17 protein-coding genes and 1 tRNA gene are annotated in these 20,001 nt (G+C 54.0%); 8 read left to right on the top strand and 10 right to left on the bottom strand.

All coding sequences use genetic code 11. The features are described from left to right. Nucleotides 1-36: 36 nt before the first annotated feature. Nucleotides 37-1,416 carry a putrescine aminotransferase gene (gene ygjG / locus ACOTYH_RS11985; RefSeq protein WP_058689632.1) on the bottom strand — a complete coding sequence of 460 codons (1,380 nt, stop codon included), beginning with the start codon at nucleotides 1,414-1,416 and terminating at the stop codon, nucleotides 37-39. Between the two features lie 422 nt (nucleotides 1,417-1,838). Between ygjG and ACOTYH_RS11980 the strand changes: the two genes are divergently transcribed. Beyond that, the gene (locus ACOTYH_RS11980; protein WP_032669131.1) at nucleotides 1,839-3,359 is read left to right on the top strand and encodes a methyl-accepting chemotaxis protein; all 1,521 of its coding nucleotides are present in this window, start codon (nucleotides 1,839-1,841) and stop codon (nucleotides 3,357-3,359) included. Nucleotides 3,360-3,598: 239 nt separating this feature from the next. Further along, nucleotides 3,599-5,158, top strand: coding sequence for a methyl-accepting chemotaxis protein (locus tag ACOTYH_RS11975; protein ID WP_017382402.1), 1,560 nt, complete (start codon nucleotides 3,599-3,601; stop codon nucleotides 5,156-5,158). Here ACOTYH_RS11975 and ACOTYH_RS11970 read toward each other — a convergent pair. Further along, on the bottom strand, nucleotides 5,155-5,649 hold the full coding sequence (locus ACOTYH_RS11970) for a PadR family transcriptional regulator (RefSeq protein ID WP_015571917.1): 495 nt from the start codon (nucleotides 5,647-5,649) through the stop codon (nucleotides 5,155-5,157). The genes ACOTYH_RS11975 and ACOTYH_RS11970 overlap by 4 nt on opposite strands. A gap of 145 nt (nucleotides 5,650-5,794) precedes the next feature. On the opposite strand from ACOTYH_RS11970, the gene ACOTYH_RS11965 reads away from it, so the two are divergent. Continuing rightward, on the top strand, nucleotides 5,795-6,559 hold the full coding sequence (locus ACOTYH_RS11965) for a siderophore-interacting protein (protein WP_047365711.1): 765 nt from the start codon (nucleotides 5,795-5,797) through the stop codon (nucleotides 6,557-6,559). On the opposite strand, the gene ACOTYH_RS11960 is transcribed toward ACOTYH_RS11965, so the two are convergent. Together ACOTYH_RS11960 and ACOTYH_RS11955 are read right to left on the bottom strand one after the other, a co-directional pair. Beyond that, nucleotides 6,560-7,729: a molecular chaperone DnaJ gene (locus ACOTYH_RS11960; protein WP_023295466.1), complete on the bottom strand. Its 1,170-nt coding sequence runs from the start codon at nucleotides 7,727-7,729 to the stop codon at nucleotides 6,560-6,562. A 455-nt stretch (nucleotides 7,730-8,184) separates the two neighbouring features. Further along, nucleotides 8,185-8,676, bottom strand: coding sequence for an Hcp family type VI secretion system effector (locus tag ACOTYH_RS11955; protein WP_058689631.1), 492 nt, complete (start codon nucleotides 8,674-8,676; stop codon nucleotides 8,185-8,187). A 206-nt stretch (nucleotides 8,677-8,882) separates the two neighbouring features. Here ACOTYH_RS11955 and ACOTYH_RS11950 point away from each other — a divergent pair, with 206 nt between their 5' ends. Further along, entirely contained in the window at nucleotides 8,883-9,275 is a 393-nt protein-coding gene (locus ACOTYH_RS11950) for a polymorphic toxin type 44 domain-containing protein (RefSeq protein WP_017692645.1), read from the top strand. Continuing rightward, nucleotides 9,253-9,717 carry a hypothetical protein gene (locus ACOTYH_RS11945; protein ID WP_017692646.1) on the top strand — a complete coding sequence of 155 codons (465 nt, stop codon included), beginning with the start codon at nucleotides 9,253-9,255 and terminating at the stop codon, nucleotides 9,715-9,717. Before ACOTYH_RS11950 ends, ACOTYH_RS11945 begins: the two co-directional genes overlap by 23 nt. Nucleotides 9,718-10,172: 455 nt before the next feature. Here ACOTYH_RS11945 and ACOTYH_RS11940 read toward each other — a convergent pair. Then, nucleotides 10,173-10,248 (bottom strand) — tRNA-Ile (locus ACOTYH_RS11940). 124 nt (nucleotides 10,249-10,372) lie between these two features. Between ACOTYH_RS11940 and mug the strand changes: the two genes are divergently transcribed. Then, a complete protein-coding gene (gene mug, locus ACOTYH_RS11935; protein ID WP_017384024.1) occupies nucleotides 10,373-10,879 on the top strand; it encodes a G/U mismatch-specific DNA glycosylase in 507 nt (168 codons plus the stop codon). Between the two features lie 101 nt (nucleotides 10,880-10,980). Here the strand turns inward: mug and rpoD are convergent, their stop codons facing one another. The 3 genes from rpoD to rpsU all read right to left on the bottom strand — a co-directional run bounded on the left by rpoD (nucleotide 10,981) and on the right by rpsU (nucleotide 15,051). Further along, complete coding sequence (rpoD, locus tag ACOTYH_RS11930) at nucleotides 10,981-12,822, bottom strand: RNA polymerase sigma factor RpoD (RefSeq protein ID WP_058689600.1); 1,842 nt, start codon at nucleotides 12,820-12,822, stop codon at nucleotides 10,981-10,983. A 152-nt stretch (nucleotides 12,823-12,974) separates the two neighbouring features. After that, nucleotides 12,975-14,720, bottom strand: a complete 1,746-nt coding sequence (gene dnaG / locus ACOTYH_RS11925; RefSeq protein ID WP_003862574.1) for a DNA primase — start codon at nucleotides 14,718-14,720, stop codon at nucleotides 12,975-12,977. A gap of 115 nt (nucleotides 14,721-14,835) precedes the next feature. Next, the gene (gene rpsU / locus ACOTYH_RS11920; protein WP_001144069.1) at nucleotides 14,836-15,051 is read right to left on the bottom strand and encodes a 30S ribosomal protein S21; all 216 of its coding nucleotides are present in this window, start codon (nucleotides 15,049-15,051) and stop codon (nucleotides 14,836-14,838) included. 236 nt (nucleotides 15,052-15,287) lie between these two features. On the opposite strand from rpsU, the gene tsaD reads away from it, so the two are divergent. Continuing rightward, nucleotides 15,288-16,301 carry a tRNA (adenosine(37)-N6)-threonylcarbamoyltransferase complex transferase subunit TsaD gene (gene tsaD / locus ACOTYH_RS11915; protein WP_015571911.1) on the top strand — a complete coding sequence of 338 codons (1,014 nt, stop codon included), beginning with the start codon at nucleotides 15,288-15,290 and terminating at the stop codon, nucleotides 16,299-16,301. A gap of 31 nt (nucleotides 16,302-16,332) precedes the next feature. Here the strand turns inward: tsaD and ACOTYH_RS11910 are convergent, their stop codons facing one another. Then, a complete protein-coding gene (locus ACOTYH_RS11910; protein ID WP_421637761.1) occupies nucleotides 16,333-17,013 on the bottom strand; it encodes a LuxR C-terminal-related transcriptional regulator in 681 nt (226 codons plus the stop codon). 558 nt (nucleotides 17,014-17,571) lie between these two features. On the opposite strand from ACOTYH_RS11910, the gene ACOTYH_RS11905 reads away from it, so the two are divergent. Beyond that, the gene (locus tag ACOTYH_RS11905) at nucleotides 17,572-19,347 is read left to right on the top strand and encodes a serine protease (RefSeq protein WP_421637760.1); all 1,776 of its coding nucleotides are present in this window, start codon (nucleotides 17,572-17,574) and stop codon (nucleotides 19,345-19,347) included. Nucleotides 19,348-19,380: 33 nt separating this feature from the next. Here ACOTYH_RS11905 and ureG read toward each other — a convergent pair whose 3' ends face one another. Next, entirely contained in the window at nucleotides 19,381-19,998 is a 618-nt protein-coding gene (gene ureG, locus ACOTYH_RS11900; protein ID WP_421637759.1) for an urease accessory protein UreG, read from the bottom strand. Nucleotides 19,999-20,001 lie beyond the last annotated feature (3 nt).

Raw genomic sequence — 20,001 nt, 5'->3', positions numbered from 1 at the left:
TGCAGGCCGGGTAAGCGTAGCGCCACCCGGCGTTTTTTACGCCTCTTCCACGCTTACCCGCAGCGCCGCCAGCGCTTTACGCGCCGCCTTCAGCACCTGCTCACACTGCTCAATGGTAAGCGTCAACGGTGGCTCAATGCGGATGGTTTTCGAGTTGTTAAGCGTTCCCGCCACCAGTACCCGCTGGCGGAACATCTCGCTTGCGAAGCTATAACCGGTTTCGTTATCAACGAACTCAATCGCCATCAGCATCCCTTTCCCGCGCGCATCCTGTACCAGATCCGGATATTCCCGGCCCAACTGACGGAAGCCGTCCAGCAGCATGTCGCCTTTCTGCTCCGCTTGCGCGGGCAGGTTTTGCTCCAGCAGCACGTTGATGGTGGCCAGCGCCGCCGCACAGGCCAGCGGGTTACCGCCAAAGGTGGTGGTATGTAAGAACGGGTTATCGAACAGCACCGAGAAGACCTCCTCAGTGGCGACCGTTGCGCCAATCGGCATCACGCCGCCACCGAGCGCTTTCGCCAGGCACAGAATGTCCGGCTGAACGTTCTCGTGCTCGCAGGCGAACATCTTGCCGGTGCGCCCCATCCCGGTCTGCACTTCGTCGAAGATCAGCAGCGCGCCAAACTCATCGCACAGCTGACGCACGGCGGGCAGATAGCCCTGCGGCGGGAGGATCACGCCGCCTTCACCCTGAATCGGCTCCAGGATCACCGCCGCCACGTCGTCGCCGGTTTTACGGCATTCACTCAGCACGATGCGCATGGCGTTGATGTCGCCAAACGGCACGTGGCGGAAGCCCGGCAGCAGCGGCATAAACGGCTTGCGGAAGGTAGATTTAGCGGTCGCCGACAGAGCGCCCAGGGATTTCCCGTGGAACGCGCCGCTGGTGGCGATAAAGGTAAATTTCCCGCGCGGCGACTGGTACGCTTTGGCGAGTTTAATCGCCGCTTCGACCGATTCGGTGCCGCTGTTGCTGAAGAAGCTGTATTTCAGCTTACCGGGCGTTAAGGCTGCCAGCGTTTTCGCGAGCATGGCGCGAAGCGGATCGAGCAGTTCCTGGCTATGGAGAGGTTGTTTCGCAAGTTGATTCTGTACGGCGGAAACCACAACTGGATTACGGTGCCCCACGTTGAAAATACCAAAACCACCCAGGCAATCGATAAACTCCTGTCCCTGGGTGTCGACAAGCGTATTCAGACTGCCCGCTTGCCACTCTACGGCTCCGTAATCCCCGCCGGCGGTAACAGATTTGCGATACTCCAGAAAACCTGGATTCACATGCTCCTTAAAGTAATCAATGACCTCACGGTTAAGTTGTTTCATCTCCTCATGATCAAGCGTTCGCTTCTCAATGAGATTCAGTGCGTGCGCGGTACAGGCAAGAGCCGAGGCGCTGGAAGGTAACCTGTTCAAAATATGCTCCCGGGGATCGCGTATCACATGATACTGAGTTAAGTATTGCAGGGATTACGCCACCTCAGATGCCTTAACAAAAATCGGGATAAACGCCAGGTGAAATCAAAGTTGCACAATATTTAATCATGCCATCGCGCGCCGCACGGGATAAGGGATAACGAGCCGGGGATGGGGTGTCGTCAATTGCACTGCTCCAGGGCAGGGAATGCGCCTTAAGTGTGCACCGGGGTATCATGCTTTGTAGGTAGTTTCATGACGAAAGTATTTTAAATCAATTAATTAGAAAAACGTACGAAAAGTGCGGTTTAACCGAGATTTGCGATCTCAATCATATTTAACAACTAAAGATAAATTTTTTATCGCCGAAAAAACATAAGCCACAAAATTAACATTCAAATAACCTGCAAGGGATGCTCACTATGTCCTCTCCTGACTATGTCACCCAGAATGAATATCCGCTGGACGATGACACCACGCTTATGTCGACCACCGACCTCCACAGCTACATGACCCACACTAACGACACCTTTGTGCAAGTGAGCGGCTTTACGCTTCAGGAGCTGCTCGGGCAACCGCACAACATTGTGCGTCATCCGGATATGCCGAAAGCGGCTTTTGCCGACATGTGGTACACGCTGCAAAAGGGAGAACCCTGGAGCGGGATTGTCAAAAACCGACGTAAAAATGGCGATCACTATTGGGTACGTGCCAATGCGGTACCGATGGTGCGTAACGGCCAGATGACGGGCTATATGTCCATTCGTACCCGCGCCACCGAGGACGAGGTCGCCGCAGTGGAGCCGCTTTATAAGGCGCTCAACGAAGGACGCTGCAAAAAACGCATTCATAAAGGGCTGGTGGTGCGCAAAGGCTGGCTCGGCAAACTACCGGCGATGCCGCTGCGCTGGCGCGTGCGTAGCGTAATGGCGGTACTTTTCGCGGTGATGGCCGCAACGCTGGTTGCCAGTGCCGCGGGCTGGGCTTCGTTGGTGGCGGCAGCCGTGGTGATGCTGCTTGGCACCCTGGTGTTTGAGCAACAGATTGTCCGCCCGGTGGAAAACGTCGCACGGCAGGCGCTCAGGGTCGCTACCGGAGAGCGTAACAGCGTGCAGCATCTTAACCGCAGCGATGAACTGGGGCTAACGCTGCGGGCCGTCGGACAGCTGGGGCTGATGTGCCGCTGGCTGATCAACGACGTCTCCAGCCAGGTGGTGAGCGTGCGCGACGGCAGCGACAGGCTGGCGCAGGGCAATGAAGATCTCAACGACCGCACGCGCCAGACCGTGGCTAACGTGCAGCAGACCGTGGCAACAATGAACCAGATGGCGGCGTCGGTGCAGAGTAACTCTGAGACCGCAGCCGAAGTCGACAAGCTATCGATGGCCGCCAGCAGCGCGGCCACGCAGGGGGGCACCGTGATGCAGACCGTGGTGAAAACCATGGATGACATTGCCGACAGTACCCAGCGCATTGGCTCTATTACCTCGCTTATCAATGACATCGCCTTCCAGACCAATATTCTGGCGCTGAACGCTGCGGTTGAGGCGGCACGCGCGGGCGAGCAGGGGAAAGGTTTTGCGGTGGTGGCGGGCGAAGTGCGTCATCTTGCCAGCCGCAGCGCGAACGCGGCTAACGATATTCGCAAGCTGATCGACGCCAGCGCCAGCAAAGTGCAGTCGGGCGCCGAGCAGGTCCACGCCGCGGGACGTACTATGGATGATATTGTCGAGCAGGTGAAAAACGTCACGCAGCTTATCGCGCAGATCAGTCACGCCACCTCAGAGCAGGCGACAGGTCTGACAGAGCTGACCCGTGCTGTGGCAGAGCTGGACAGCATTACGCAGAAAAATGCTGACCTGGTCGAAGAGAGCGCGCAGATTTCCGCGATGGTTAAGCACCGGGCCGGACGCCTTGAAGATGCGGTTACCGTGCTGCATTAAGAAATGCATGCTTCGATAAAGCCGTTTATTCCTACTGGGTAAACGGCTTTTTTGTTTTTCAGAATAAGTTATGTTGTTAATGAAATATTAAGTAACTAAAAAAAGCGCCCGGTTTTTAATTGTTACGATCCAGATTTATTGAGAGTGAAAAATAAAAAAACGATCAAAGTCATAAAGTTAGCGTGTTTCCTGTCGATAACAGCGATCGTCTGAGAAATAATCACATCGATGGGGTAAATATGTTCATACATGACGTAAAGATCGGCACGAAATTATTTCTGGCGTTTGGATTATTTATTGTCCTGATGGTCGTCAGCGCAAGCTTGTCTCTGATGAGCCTGAATCGGGCAAACAATGGAATGCAAACCATCCTTACCAGCGACTATCCAACGACGGTAAAAGCGAACCAGTTAATCGACAACTTCCAGGAATTTATAAGCACGCAGCAGCTCATGCTGCTGGACGAACAGGGAACGTACACGGCGCAATCAGAGCAGCGTCTGAAGGCGATCAGCGAGCGCATCTCCGCAATCCTGAGCGAGCTGGACAACGCTCTCAAGGATAAAAAATCCCAACAGGTGCTGGCCGATATCCACGGCGTACGCCAGCAATATCTTGACTCGCGCTACCGCATTTTGCAGGCCGTGCAGAATAACGACCGTGCGGGCGCGATAAACGAAATGATGACCAACACCCTGAATCTGCAACAGTCCTATAAAGCGAAAGTGCAGGCGCTGATTGCGATCCAGGACCATGAAATGCAGAGTGCGGGCGAGCAGGTGGAAGGCGATTTCCGCACCAATCGTCTCCTGCTGGTCCTGATTACGCTTTTCAGCGTCGCGGCAGCCAGCCTGACTGGCTGGTTCATTGTGCGATCCATTACCCGACCGCTGAACGACGCGGTGAATTTTGCGGAGGCCATTGCCGATGGCGATCTCACCGGCAGCATTACCTCGCACGGTAAAGATGAAACCGGACTGCTACTCACCGCACTGATGGAGATGAAAACGCGCCTGCTGGAGATTGTGCAGCAGGTGCAAACCGGATCGGAAAACATCTCCAGCGCCGCCGCGCAGATTGTCGCGGGCAACCAGGATCTGGCTGCCCGCACGGAGGAGCAGGCCAGTTCCGTTGAACAAACGGCCGCGTCGATGGAGCAGATCACCGCTACGGTGAAGAACACCGCGTCCCACACCGGAGAAGCGACGAACCTGTCTGCCGATGCGGCTGCTGTGGTCAAAAACAACGGCGAGATGATGAAGCAGGTCACCAGCAAGATGCGCCTGATTAACGAAACATCGAACAGGATGTCCGACATTATCGACCTGATCGACGCCATTGCCTTCCAGACTAATATTCTGGCGCTGAACGCGGCGGTCGAAGCGGCGCGCGCGGGTGAGCATGGTCGTGGCTTTGCGGTGGTGGCGGGCGAGGTACGCCAGCTCGCGCAGAAAAGTGCAACATCTGCGAGTGAGATCCGCCAGCTGATTGAAAGCTCCACAAGCCAGACGCAGGACGGCATGAACCTTGTGGAGAAGGCCAGCGGGCTTATCAACGGCATGGTCGGCAACGTAGAGGAGATGGACGTAATCCTGCGTGAGATTCGCCAGGCCAGCCACGAACAGACGGAAGGCATCTCGCAGATCAACAGCGCGATTGGCCTGATAGACGCCACCACCCAGCAGAACTCCGCGCTGGTGGAGGAGTCCGTTGCGGCGGCGGCATCCCTTAACGAACAGGCCATGCACCTGAAAGAGCTGGTCCGCGTGTTCCGCGTGAGCGACGGCGTGCTGGCTTAATCCAGCTGGGAGATCTCCAGCGCCGCGCGGTCAATCACGCCGATAATCTGTTTCAACTGCGCGTCGCTGAGCTCTCCCTGATTAACCTTCAGGTCCAGAACCGCTTTAAAGTTATCCAGCGCCCGCTTCATCTGCGGGTTTTTGCGCAGCTGGAAACCGACGGAGCGCGCCTTGATACGCGTCTGGATCTGCTCCAGCTGTTCCCGGTTGTCATCCAGCCACTGTTCTCCGGCGGCGTTAATCGCAATCCGCTTCCGGCCGTTCTCTTCTTCGGTAATGGTGATAAGCGCCTGATCCTGCAAGTAATCCAGCGTCGGGTAGATCACGCCAGGGCTAGGCGTGTAATGTCCCTGCGTCAGGTTTTCGATCTCTTTGATCAGTTCGTAACCATGGCTCGCGTTGCGGGTCAGGATATCCAGGATCACCAGCCGCAAATCGCCATGGCCAAAAAATCGTGGCCGGCGTCCGCCGCCGTCGTGTTCGTGTCGCATGTTTTTTCCTTAATTTGATATATCTAAACTATATCTAAGATATATTCAGATGCAATCTAAAAAATCTTGATTTCTTAGTTAATAGCAATCATTATCATTAAGAATTCATTCCGATATATCGTATTCACCTGAGAAGGGCATCAACATGGCATCTACCCGTTACCCTCAACGTGTCCGCAATGACCTGCGTTTTCGTGAGCTGAACGTGCTGCGCACTGAGCGAGTCAGCGCAGGATTTCAGCGCATTGTGCTAGGCGGCGAGGCGCTGGAGGGCTTTAGCTCTCGCGGCTTTGACGACCATACCAAAGTCTTTTTCCCGGCACCGGGCACCACTTTCGTGCCGCCTGTGGTGACCGATGAAGGCATCGACTGGGGCGACGGCGCGCGTCCGCAGGCACGTGACTATACCCCGCTGTACGATGACGAAAAACATGAGCTGGCGCTCGATTTCTTCGTTCATGATGGCGGCATTGCCAGCAACTGGGCGGTGGAGGCTAAGGTGGGCGACAAGCTGACCATCGGCGGGCCGCGCGGTTCGCTGGTGGTGCCGGAAGATTACGCCTGGCAGCTGTACGTGTGCGACGAGTCGGGGATGCCCGCGCTGCGCCGCCGTTTAGAAGGCATCGCAAAACTGCCTGTTCGCCCGGCGATCCACGCCATTGTCACCGTGGGCGATGCGGCGTATCAGGACTATCTGGCGCACCTGAGCGGGTTCAACATCACCTGGGTTATCGGCCACAACGAGCAGGCGGTGGCCGACCATCTTGCCGCGCTGGCCGTGCCGGAAGAGGATTACTTTATCTGGCTGACCGGGGAGGGGAAGGTGGTGAAACGCCTGAGCCGTCAGTTTGAAAGCGACGCAATTGACCCGCAGCTGGTGCGTGCCAGCGCGTACTGGCACGCCAAATAATCAGGCAGCGGGATCCAGCTGCGCTTCGCTCACCTGATGTTCGAGCGAGGCGCATACCTCTTTCAGCGCTTTCTCCTGCTGGGCAAAGTAGGCTTCCATATTGCTGAGCGACGAGACGAGCAGCCAGGACTCTTCTTTCTCCAGCTCTGCCAGCTCGTTCACCAGGGTGTCGATTTGCTCACGCACCTGCGCCATCTTTTTACGAATACGTTCCAGGTCGTTCAGCCTGTCGCTTGCCATCATCGGTTCGAATCCTTGTTGCAGACGGGCGACCAGCGAGCGAATGGCCTTCACGTCGCCGCGCTGTTTGGCCTGGTTGAGTTGCACCATCATCCTGTTGGCTTCCTCTTTTAAATCATCGGCAACCAGATCCGGGTGGCATAGCTTGCTTGCCTGACGCCAGAGCCGCTTCAGCTCGTTCCGATCCTCTTCAGAGAGATCCTTGCCTTTACGCAGGCGAACTTCGGCATCATGATGCTGTTCGCGATACTTCTTGTACTCTTCGTTGGCCTCATCGCGCGCCTGACGTGCCGGCTCTTCTTCACGCGTTAAACCGGTCTCCAGCTCCATTGCTTCGGCCAGCAGGTTGGCAATCAGATTGCTTTGCTGCTGAAGATGTTTGCGCGCCTCTGCCGCCTGAACGGAATCCGCAGGCAGATCTCGCCAGCGCCGGGTGAGCGTTGTCAGAACCTCTACGGCCTGCGCCATATAGTCCTGGCAGCGGCGGTAATCCTCTTCCCGACGACGCGTCTCCGCCTGCTGACGACGCAGGTTAAGCTCCGCCAGCGTTTTACGCAGGGCGAGGATCTGCTGCATCAACGGCCCGAGGCGGGAGAAATAGAGATCGTTGAACTCATCTAGCTGCTGTACCCGGGCGTTACGGCGATCAATCAGATCGCGCAGACGCTCTTCCAGGGCTTTCAGCTCCAGCTTGCTGGCCGCCAGCTGTGGGTCACGCCATGGGGTAACGGCGCGCTGGCTTTGCAGCCAGGCGGTGATAGCGCGAAGGGCTGCGGTGTAGTTTTTCTGCTCAAGCGCCGCGACGATGGACAGGAGATCATCGTCAAAGGCTTCCTCTTTGAGACGTTTCAGCTGGCTCCGGATGATGTCGTCATCTTCCAGCTCAATGGCATTTTTAATGATTTCTAGCCGTTTGATCGGTGTGCTCATGATGCCTTTCGCTCTGGCGCTTAAGTATTTGAGTTAAGGTTAGTTGTTGTAAAAGCTACAGGAAATAATACACACGGATGATGATCGGCGCGATGGGGGATTTCTTTAGTTTTTAGGGTTTGTGAAAGAGTGAGAGTTATTGAATCTTCCTTCTGGAACGGGGAGCACGGGGTTAAATGTTACCTTAGAGTTCACTTTTGAATGCGTGAACCGAGAAACTCGAAAATTTGGGGTTCTGGAGGCGTGCAGCGGCAGCGGTACGCCGCAATAACTGCCAGAGAATGCTTAACAGCATTAAGCATGATTAAAATACCCCAAATGTATAAGAAGTGCAGAGAGCTGGCACCAGGTGATCGCGCGGGGTGTTGCCATCGAGGGGAGGCTACGTGCTGGCAAACCGAGGGGGCGAAAGAATTGGCACTAAAAACAATACAGGCGGATTAACCGCCCTTTTTTTACGCTGTAACCCGCTCGTTCCACGCATCCGAGTATTGGATGTTCCCATCGCAATACTTCCAGGTGATCCGCTCATAGCGGAGCTGTATTCCCTCATTATGATTGTGTATCTGTAACGCTGGCTCTTTACAGTTATGCATGACGGGGTTAATGCTGACTACCCGGACGTTTTCAAGCAGCATATTGAAATATTCAACCTCCTGGCCTGCATCGTTGATTTTATACCACTTGATCTCTGCGCTTTTCAGCGTTTGGCCGGTGGCTACCGCTTTGTAGAGATACGGGCTGGAGCTATCAAACTCTTTTTCAATTACGAGCGGCGCATGTAAGCGCGTGCCGGTGATCTTGCCGGTGTTGTTATCGGTCGGAACTAACAAGCCGTGACTAAAAGAGAGGATCTCTATACTACCTTCTCTATTTTGAACATCCACAGATCCCTTAATCGGGTTGCCGCCATCATCCTTAAGCCATAGATAAACAGGAATAGCCATTTTTAAAACTCCATTTCCATTGAGGGTAAACCCTCATTAATGACTAAATACGGATCGCAGGTGATACAAATTGTGTTATAGGTTCGTGTTATTTAATTTCGTTACTTATTGATGTTGCAAATAAAATTAATAAATTGATCTTCAGCAGTACGCATTACCGTTATTGCTCTTATGTTGCCCTTTTTGCCTGGCAGAAAGGAAGAACGATGGCATGTATACCGATTTATCCACCCCGCGGGCTGGAGATATTGCGCGAACACATAAGGCTCGCGCGGGCGCGTCACGAAGTCCAGAATATGGCCGCCCCGCTTACGTATACGTGGTTTTATGAGCGAGTAAGAAACGGCGGGCCGTGGGATTACAAACAACATAAACGGGCTTATGCTGACTTCGGGAATTTCCATTACGGCGCTGTGGGTTATGCAGCGTGCATCCCTGCAAAGATTTTGCTTATTGCTGCCGGCGCGGCGCAGTGGAAAGCCGGCACATCAAGACCCGAATGGGGTAATTTCACGGGGACCCCGCCGTTTGGTGATGATCCGATTGACCAATTTTGGATAAAGCAAGGCATCGACTATGTTAAACAGCATCACTTTTAGGACGCTGCACTGGATCGCCACTATTCTTATGGCCCTGGCGGTCGCGGGGTACTGTTATTTCCAACATATACAGCGTTTAACTGTTAGTGATCGGCTATATCAAGTTCGCCAGCTCACGCCCCGGACCTGGTTATACATTACTGAGTATGACGGCTCGAACATGACCACCGGGGAAGTGTATCGTTATTTTTTAGCGAGTAAGATTGACGGTGATCCGCTGGTGGCTCTCGAAAAACAACATATCGCGCCCACGCTTACAGCGAATACCGCCCGCGCAAAAGTTGAAGGCATAGGCAACAATATCTCATTTACTGTTCACGGCACTGTGTACAGCTTTACAACGTCCGCATTTTTTTATGATGCTGAGGGAATAGCGGCCGCGCCGTCAATTGACTTAACGGCCCGTGGCGAGAGCTGGGACAAGGGGAAATTTAGTCGATAGATAAATATTTATTTAAAAATCCCTTGCGGTCGGGTCAATGACCCGATGAGCTGCGTGTAAGTTTTCACGGCGTACCCGTAACCGTTCATGGGGGCAGAAGTACATTGTGGTTGTCCACCGGGTTCGAACAGGGTGATTGCCCCGCCCGGCCAGTGGCTGGGACGTGGACGTGACCCGGTTGATGTTGCCAGGGAAGAACACGCCGCAAAGCTGGCAGCAGAACAGCCAGCATAAGCATTATTGAGGGGGGCAAGCAGAACCGAAGCAGTGATGAAGATCCGTTTCATTCATACCCCTTGCAATAGTGGTTACTGCATGAAGCTGATTAGATCCAGGAGTGTATGAACGGTAATAAATTAACTATAAAACACTATGGTTAATTTTTTGGAATATCCCCGGCATATCCCTGGAAAAAAGAGGCTGGTGGGTAACTCCCCGCCAGCCCTTGCTGTATTTGGTGGCCCCTGCTGGACTTGAACCAGCGACCAAGCGATTATGAGTCGCCTGCTCTAACCACTGAGCTAAGGGGCCGTGGCGGTGAATTATAAAGTAACTCCCCTCAGCAATCCAGCCATTCACACCTGCCTGCTGTTTTTATAAACAACGCATAATCAATCCTTTATACTTACCTTAAGATGCATAGACAGGAGTAGAGATGATCAACGATATTCTGGCCCCTGGCCTGCGGGTGGTGTTCTGCGGTATCAATCCGGGTAAGTCATCGGCGCACACCGGTTTTCACTTTGCTCATCCGGGAAATCGCTTCTGGAAGGTGATCCACCAGGCCGGTTTTACCGACAAACAGCTTAAGCCGGAAGAAGAGCAGCAGCTGCTGGATACGCGCTGTGGCATCACCATGCTGGTCGAGCGACCCACGGTACAGGCAAGCGAAGTGAATCTGCATGAGCTGCGCGCTGGCGGACGTGAGCTGATCGCGAAAATTGAAGACTATCAGCCCGCGGCGCTGGCGATCCTCGGCAAGCAGGCCTACGAGCAGGCGTTCAGCCAGCGCGGCGCCAGCTGGGGTAAGCAGAACATTACCATTGGCGTAACGCAGGTGTGGGTGCTGCCGAACCCGAGCGGGCTGAACAGGGCGACGCTGGACAAGCTGGTGGAGGCGTATCGGGAACTGGATGAGGCGCTGGTGGTGAGGGGGCTTTAGCTCCTCTGCGGCTTGATGCCCTCATCCTGACCCTCTCCCACAGGGAGAGGGAATAAACAAAAAAAAGCTCCCGATTGGGAGCTTTTTCATTTCAGGACCGATTAATCGTCCAGGAAGCTACGCAGCACTTCAGAGCGGCTCGGATGGCGCAGCTTACGCAGCGCCTTCGCTTCGATCTGACGGATACGTTCGCGGGTAACGTCAAACTGTTTACCCACTTCTTCCAGCGTGTGGTCGGTGTTCATGTCGATACCGAAACGCATACGCAGCACTTTGGCTTCACGGGCGGTCAGGCCAGCCAGCACGTCGTGCGTAGCGGCACGCAGGCTCTCGGTGGTGGCAGAGTCCAGCGGCAGCTCGAGGGTGGTATCCTCGATGAAATCACCCAGATGCGAATCTTCATCATCACCGATTGGCGTTTCCATGGAGATTGGCTCTTTAGCGATTTTCAGCACTTTACGAATCTTGTCTTCCGGCATCAGCATGCGTTCAGCCAGCTCTTCCGGCGTCGGCTCGCGGCCCATCTCCTGCAACATCTGGCGAGAGATACGGTTGAGTTTGTTGATGGTCTCAATCATATGCACCGGAATACGGATGGTGCGCGCCTGGTCTGCGATAGAGCGGGTGATCGCCTGACGGATCCACCAGGTAGCATAGGTGGAGAACTTGTAACCACGACGGTATTCAAACTTATCTACCGCTTTCATCAGACCGATGTTGCCTTCCTGAATCAGATCCAGGAATTGCAGGCCACGGTTGGTGTATTTCTTGGCGATAGAGATAACCAGACGTAAGTTCGCTTCAACCATCTCTTTCTTAGCACGGCGGGCTTTCGCTTCACCGATGGACATACGACGGTTGATGTCTTTCACCTGCTCGATGGTCAGGCCGGTCTCTTCTTCAATCTGATGCAGTTTTTGCAGGCCGCGCTGTACGTCTTCTTTCACGTCGTGCAGCTTTTCAGACCACGGCTTGTTCATCGCGATAGCGGCGTTGAACCAGGTTTCGCTGGTTTCATTCCCGGTGAAGAGGGTAATGAAGTTCTTCTTCGGCATTTTGCACTGTTCAACGCACAGCTTCATGATGATACGTTCCTGGGTACGTACGCGATCCATCATCACGCGCATGCTGTTCACCAGGTAGTCGAACTGTTTTGGCACCAGGCGGAACTGTTTGAACACTTCAGACAGCTTCAGGATCTCTTCCTGAGCGGCGGCATGGCTGCGGCCTTTCGCTTTGATGGTGTCACGCGTCACTTCGTACTGGGTACGCAGCTCGGCAAACTTCTCACGCGCCAGTTCAGGGTCGATGCTGTTGTCATCGTCGCTGCTGTCGTCCTCTTCTTCATCTTCGTCTTCGTCGTCATCCATCTCTTCCTGAGACAGCTCAGAACCGACGTGAGTGGCGGTTGGCGCCATATCTTCTTCAGCGTTCGGGTCGACAAAGCCAGTGATCAGATCGGACAGACGCGCTTCTTCCGCTTCGACGCGATCGTACTGCTCCAGCAGATAGGTAATCGCTTCCGGGTATTCGGCAACAGAGCACTGAACCTGGTTGATCCCGTCTTCGATGCGTTTTGCGATGTCAATTTCGCCTTCGCGGGTCAACAGTTCAACGGTACCCATTTCGCGCATGTACATGCGGACCGGGTCAGTGGTACGCCCGATTTCAGATTCCACGCTGGACAGGACCTGTGCAGCAGCTTCTTCCGCATCTTCGTCAGTGTTGTTGGAGGTTTCAGCCAGCAACAGATCATCGGCATCCGGTGCTTCTTCCATCACCTGAATGCCCATGTCATTGATCATTTGGATGATATCTTCGATCTGATCTGAATCGACGATATCTTCCGGCAGATGGTCATTGACCTCGGCATAGGTCAGATAGCCTTGCTCCTTACCGCGTTGGACAAGAAGTTTCAGCTGTGACTGCGGGTTTTGCTCCATAAGACGGTATCCACACTTAATTCGTTTGATTGGTGTCGGCGATGGGCTGCCAACCTTTAAAGCGAGGGCGTACTTATATTTTTGCCGCTGCCTCTCAGTGCGGCTGCCGGGGGCTTCCCGATCGATATTCGGCACTTAAGCCGTTAAATTTTTTATTTCTTCGCCAGTTCCTGGTTAATCATCCAGAGCTCCCGGCGTTCTTCGCTGCTCAGGCCATGGGTGCGCTCGCGAGCTATCAACTCTTCCTGGCGCAACTCAAGCATCGAATCAAACATATGGTTGAGCGAGTCGGTGAACGTTTTTTCTGCGATATCCTTATCTGCTATATCGTCCCACATCGACAGTTTTTCAAGGGTAGCGGCCTCTTTTGTGCCGCGATAATGCTCTAAAAGTTGTCCGGTGGTCAGACCTGGCTGAGACAAACAAGTGTTGACCAATTCTGAAAATAAGCCAAGCCCGGGCAATTTTTCGTGGTTCAAACCCGCCAGCGACGGCACTTGCGGAGCAAGTTCGGGGTTTTGCACCAGCAACCCTATCAGTATACGCATGGTTGTGCGTTTTAGCTGAGGCGCGGGGCGTACCGTGCCGTTTTCAGCCTGTTTCGGCATTAAACGTTCAAGCTGGCTGTCATCCAGAATGCCGAGCTTGTTGCCTAACTCCTGACGCAGATAGATGCGCAGCGTTTCGCCGGGCACCTGGCTGATTAACGGCAGCGCCAGCGTGCTGAGCTGCGCGCGCCCGTCAGGGGTACTCAAATCAACCTGCGGCATCAGGCTGTTAAACAGAAACGTGGAGAGCGGCTGAGCCTGCTCCATCCGCGCTTCAAACGCCGCTTTGCCCTCTTTACGCACCAGCGTATCCGGGTCTTCACCGTCGGGCAGGAACATAAAGCGTAGCTGACGCCCGTCGGTCATATACGGCAACGCGGTTTCCAGCGCTCGCCAGGCGGCGTCGCGTCCTGCGCGGTCACCGTCGTAACAGCAAATCACGTTGTTGGTGACGCGGAACAGCAGCTGGATATGGTCCGCCGTGGTGGACGTTCCCAGCGACGCAACGGCATAGTTAATGTCGTACTGCGCCAGCGCAACAACATCCATATAGCCTTCGACGACCAGAAGACGCGGAGGTTCCGCATTATCCTGCTGTGCCTCATAAAGACCGTAAAGCTGGCGGCCCTTATGGAAAATATCGGTTTCCGGGGAGTTAAGGTATTTCGGCAGGGCATCACCCAGCACGCGACCACCAAAACCTATCACCCGGCCACGCTTGTCGCGGATCGGGAACATCACCCGTTCACGGAAGCGGTCGTAGCTTCGTCCCTGGTCGTTGGTGACCAGCATGCCTGCGTCGATGAGGGATTTACGATCTTCGCTATTGCCGCCAAAACGCTTTAACACGTTGTCCCAGCCGGGCGGGGCGTAACCAATAGCGAAACGCGCAATCACATCGTCACTCAGTCCGCGCTTGTTCAGATACTGACGCGCAGGCTCAGCCGCAGAGTGCTTAAGAGACTGTTGGTAAAACGAATTCAGGCCATCCATCAGTTGGTACAGCGTTTGCCGCTGATGGCGCTCGATCTGACTTGGCCCACTGCCTGCTTCATACGGCACTTCAAGGTTATGCATCGCCGCCAGCTCTTCGACGGTTTCAACGAACTCGAGCTTGTCGTAGTTCATCAAAAAATCGACGGCATTACCGTGTGCGCCACAGCCGAAGCAATGGTAGAACTGTTTTTCACCGTTTACGGTGAAAGAGGGGGTTTTTTCGTTATGGAACGGACAGCACGCATGGTAGTTCTTGCCCTGCTTTTTTAGCTTCACCCGCGCGTCGATGAGATCGACGATGTCGGTTCTGGCAAGCAGGTCATTGATGAAAACGCGTGGGATTCTTCCGGCCATATGCCCCAAAAATTTAAGCGACTTATAAACGAAAACAAGCCGCGCATTCCTTCCGGAAGCACGGCCTTACGACTACAACTCTGTCTGTCAATTGAGGGCTGTGGCCCTCAACAGATTAGTACAGACGAGTACGGCGTGCGTTTTCGCGAGCCAGTTTCTTCGCGTGACGTTTCACAGCGGAAGCTTTAGCGCGCTTACGTTCGGTCGTTGGTTTTTCATAAAACTCACGACGACGAACTTCAGCCAGAACACCTGCTTTCTCGCATGAACGTTTGAAGCGACGCAGTGCTACGTCGAACGGCTCGTTTTCACGTACTTTAATTACCGGCATGTAACTCTCACCTTTAATAAATTCGGTTTGCCGCTGGCATCAACGCCAGCTTATTTCAAAATGGTGCGGAATTTTACTGCAAATGCTGCTGCTTTGTAAAGCACCGATGCGATTTTGAAAGGGACTTTAATAAGGGTGAGGAGTATACACGAGGCTTCTTCCTGGGGCGAACAAAGTTTTACAACAATCCGCCCAGGCTCTACACTGCGCGGTATTGAAACGAGGTAAAACAAGTCATGCGTGTACTGGGTATTGAAACATCCTGCGATGAAACCGGCATCGCGATTTACGACGACGAAAAAGGGCTTCTGGCCAACCAGCTGTATAGTCAGGTGAAATTGCACGCTGACTACGGCGGCGTCGTGCCTGAACTGGCCTCTCGTGACCACGTGCGTAAAACGGTTCCCCTGATTCAGGCGGCGCTTAAAGAGGCCGGGTTGAGTGCAAAAGATATTGATGCCGTGGCCTATACCGCAGGGCCGGGCCTGGTCGGCGCGCTGCTGGTCGGCGCAACGGTAGGGCGTTCGCTGGCCTTCGCGTGGGATGTTCCGGCCATTCCGGTTCACCATATGGAAGGGCATCTTCTGGCGCCGATGCTGGAAGACAATCCGCCAGAGTTCCCGTTTGTGGCGCTGCTGGTTTCCGGTGGGCATACCCAGCTGATTAGCGTAACGGGCATTGGCAAGTACGCGCTGCTGGGCGAGTCGATCGACGATGCTGCCGGTGAAGCCTTCGACAAAACCGCCAAGCTGCTGGGGCTGGATTACCCGGGCGGCCCGATGCTGTCGAAAATGGCGTCGCAGGGAACGGAAGGGCGCTTTGTCTTCCCGCGGCCGATGACCGACCGTCCGGGGCTGGACTTCAGTTTCTCTGGCCTGAAAACCTTCGCGGCGAACACCATCCGCAATAATGACGACAGTGAGCAGACGCGTGCCGACATCGCCCGTGCGTTCGAAGACGCGGTGGTGGATACGCTGATGATCAAGTGCAAGCGCGCGCTGGATCAGACCGGCTTTAAGCGCCTGGTGATGGCCGGTGGCGTCAGCGCTAACCGCACGCTGCGCGCGAAGCTTGCTGAGATGATGCAAAAGCGTCGCGGGGAAGTGTTCTATGCGCGTCCGGAGTTCTGTACCGATAACGGGGCGATGATCGCCTACGCCGGGATGGTGCGTCTGAACGCCGGCGCAACGGCTGACCTGAGCGTGTCCGTGCGTCCGCGCTGGCCGCTGGCGGAACTGCCTGAGGCGTGAACGGCTCTCCCGTCGTCGCGGCGGGGGAGTTTTATATTCTGATGTCGAACATCTGGTTCTTGATGATCAGAGAGTAAAGCTGGCAGTCGTTTTGCACATCCAGCTTTTCCATCGCCCGGATCTTATGCGCACTGACTGTTTTGATGCTCAGGTGCATATGTTGTGCAATCTCCTTCAAATTTAATCCGTTACATATCAGACGCAGCACATCGATTTCCCGCGGCGAGAGTTTCTCTATATCTGTCATCTCATGACGAAAAAGCATATTTACCAGCTGGCTTTCGATATAGATCTCACCTTTAAGAACTGTAGCAATCGCCTGGCTTAAGGTTTTCTCGTTGATATCCCGCGACAAATACGATCTGATGCCTTCCTTTAGCGCCTGACGAATCAACATGGCGTTTGCATAGGGCGAGAGCAGGATAATGCTGAGCGTAGGATAAGTCTGATGGAGCCATCTCAACAGCTTCAGACCGTCCATACCCGTGAGAGGAGAGCGATTAAAGCTGGTTGTCAGTGAATAGCTGAGGATAACGATATCGGGGTTATGCTGGCCAAGAAGCGACAGAAGTTCTGCGGAAGAGGCTGCTTCACCGGTCAAAACACATCTCTTATTCATGCCTGAGGCGGGTAACGAGAGCGCTTGCATCATTGAGGATAAGCCGCGGCGAATCAACGAGGATTCTTCAGCGATAACGATTTTAATGTCCATAATGATGCGTCGTATTAACCCTTACATGATAATGGCGGGGTTGGAATCCCTCGCAAGATATATCGTTATTAAAATCCAGGCTGCGGTAAAATAGCAGTAACAATGAGAGTATTTTTAACGGCGGCGGATATTGATTATTTCATTATGCTTAATCTTTACGGCTTTTGTATCCAGGTGTATCCTCGTGTTGCGAAATATAAAGAAATGAGATATGGATTTTTCTTATTCAATTATAGAAAGATCGTTCCCCCAGATTAGGAAGTTCTTATTCATCACGGTGCATGTATCACAGATACTGAAAAAGGAGAAATGTCGATTCACAAAGGAACCGTGATTACCATGAAAAAAAGTACCTTGTCCCTTTTTATTTGTGCAGCAATTTCATTTTCCGCTACGGCAGAAAATCAGGTGCAAAATGAGTTTGCACATGACAATGCGACCTACACAGCAATTGTACTCAAGCTAAAACCCACTACAGGTTTGCTAAAAGCGACAAACAATAAAATTACCCTGAATGATCCTTCCCTTATCACCACAAATATGTTTCGGCCGACTAATTTGCGGAGTTCAAATCAGTCATCCGAGTTAACGGAACTCAATAAACGCTATGGCTTTGACCGTTATCTGCGTATCGCGTTACCGCAAGATAAACGTCAGGATAAAACCTACATTAACCATATTATTACTGAGCTGGAGCAGAATCAGAACGTTGAGTTTGTTTATCCGGAGGCCGAACCGGTGTCGCTGGATGAAAACGCCCTTACGCCGCAGGTTAAATCTTCGGTAAATAATAATTTAACGTCTGCTGCCGTTCCGGATTTTCGCAATAAGCAGGATTATCTCAAAGCTCCTGATGTTAAGCGCGCCGGTTATTATATGGGGGGCGTAAACCGCGAAAGCGTTGATCACTATGCAGGCAGTGCGGGTGAAGGGGTGACGATTATTTCAACGGAGATTTATCCCTGGAATACCCACCACCTCAACTTACCGCCAATGAGTCTCAGCTCTGGAAAGACAACCTATGTTGAAAAGCAAGATCATGACACTGCTTCCGTCGGGATTATGACAGCGAAAGATATTGGCACCGGTATTCGAGGGATAAGCTGGGAAAGCCGACTGGGGTACGCGGCCTCAGCGCATAATAACCTCTATAATTTAATTCCGTTGCTAAAAGCTGGCGATGTGGTGCAGATCGGGGTACACGTAGCGGGCGGTTATCCAGCGGGTTGTCAGAAGGATTGCTGGGTGGCAATGGAGTCCGAGCCCGCCTATTACGATGTGATTAAGGCGCTGACGGATAAAGGCGTTCACGTTATTGAGGCGGCAGGTAACGGGAACGTCAACCTGGATAGCCCTGGCTTCCAGGGTGAGTTTGACGTGAACGTGCGGGACTCCGGGGCTATCCTGGCGGGTGCGTTTTGTGCAAAGGACGGTAAAAAAGCGTCGTTCAGCACCTATGGTTCGCGCGTCACCAGCTCTGCATGGGGCTGCTGGGACGTAGTGAGCACAGGTTATGGCGATCTCTATAAAAATGGCGGCGTTAACGATTCTTATACCGCGACGTTTGCCGGAACTTCTTCCTCAAACCCGATTATTGCGGGTGTGGTAGCCAGCCTGTCAGGCATCGCCAAAGCCAACGGTATTACCGTGACACCGCGGCAGATGCGTCAGATTCTGGCGGAGACCGGAACGCCACTGGCCAACGGAGATTCGGCAAAAGTGGGTACTCAACCTGACATGGAGCGTGCGGTGGCCCGTATTATGGCGCTCAAAGACGGTAGCACGCCTGTCGCGCCGGCTCCAACGGCTGTGGCAGGCGCAGATTACGCTCTGGTTTCTCCGACCACGGGGGTGATCACCTACGCGCTGGACGGCAGTAAGAGCCTGAATGCCAAATCGTATAACTGGCGTGTGACGAAAGGGGCAGAAACCTTCTCGCTGGAGGCGACACTGAACGGCACGCTGGTGAAGAGCGTGGACAGCGCGCATGCCTATGCCGTCATTCCTGCCAACAGCGAGGGTGAAGCGACCTTTACACTGACGACGACCGGCGCGGATGGGCGAACCGCGACGGACAGCATGACCATCACCGTCAGTAAACCGACGGTACCGGCTAAGGATGACACCCCGGCAAAAGATGACACACCGGTAAATCCTGTGGCACCGGCCTATAACGCCAAAATTGCCTATCCAACCCGATGCACCAAAGTGTCTTACAACGGTAAAGTTTGGCTCAACCAGTGGTATGTCAACCCGGGGCAAGAAACGCCGGGAACCGGCGGCCAGTGGGGCGCATGGCGCCAACAAGGTTCCTCCAATAACAGCAGCAAATAACAATCACGGCCTGGCGTTATGCCAGGCCTTTTTTCAGATCCGCAGCATCCCTTTCTCTTCCAGAAACGCAATAATCGTCGCCAGCCCGTCACCCGCTTTCAGGTTGGTAAACGTCCACGGGCGCTCGCCGCGCATGCGATTAGTGTCGCGCTCCATTACCTCCAGCGACGCCCCCACGTACGGCGCGAGGTCGGTTTTGTTGATCACCAGAAAATCGGATTTGGTGATCCCCGGCCCGCCCTTGCGCGGGATTTTTTCCCCTTCGGCCACGTCGATGACGTAGATGGTGAGGTCCGCCAGCTCCGGGCTGAAGGTCGCGCTCAGGTTATCCCCGCCGCTTTCCACGAAGATCAGATCCAGATTGCAGAACTTCTCGCTCAACGCTTCCATCGCCGCCAGGTTCATTGAGGCGTCTTCGCGGATGGCGGTATGCGGGCAGCCGCCCGTTTCCACGCCCACGATGCGCTCTGGCTCCAGCGCACCCGCCTCGGTCAGGATGCGCTGATCCTCTTTGGTGTAGATATCGTTGGTCACCACCGCAAGATGATAGGTGTCGCGCATCGCCTTGCAGAGCGCTTCCAGCAGGGCGGTTTTGCCCGACCCTACCGGGCCGCCCACGCCCACGCGCAGGGGATGTTTGTAATCAGCCATGTT

Source organism: Enterobacter cloacae complex sp. SHL001 (assembly GCF_049236825.1).
In the GTDB taxonomy this organism is placed as follows: domain Bacteria; phylum Pseudomonadota; class Gammaproteobacteria; order Enterobacterales; family Enterobacteriaceae; genus Enterobacter; species Enterobacter hormaechei_C.
The sequence above is the reverse complement of the archived record's forward strand: the minus strand, read 5'-3'. Positions and strand labels throughout refer to the sequence as shown.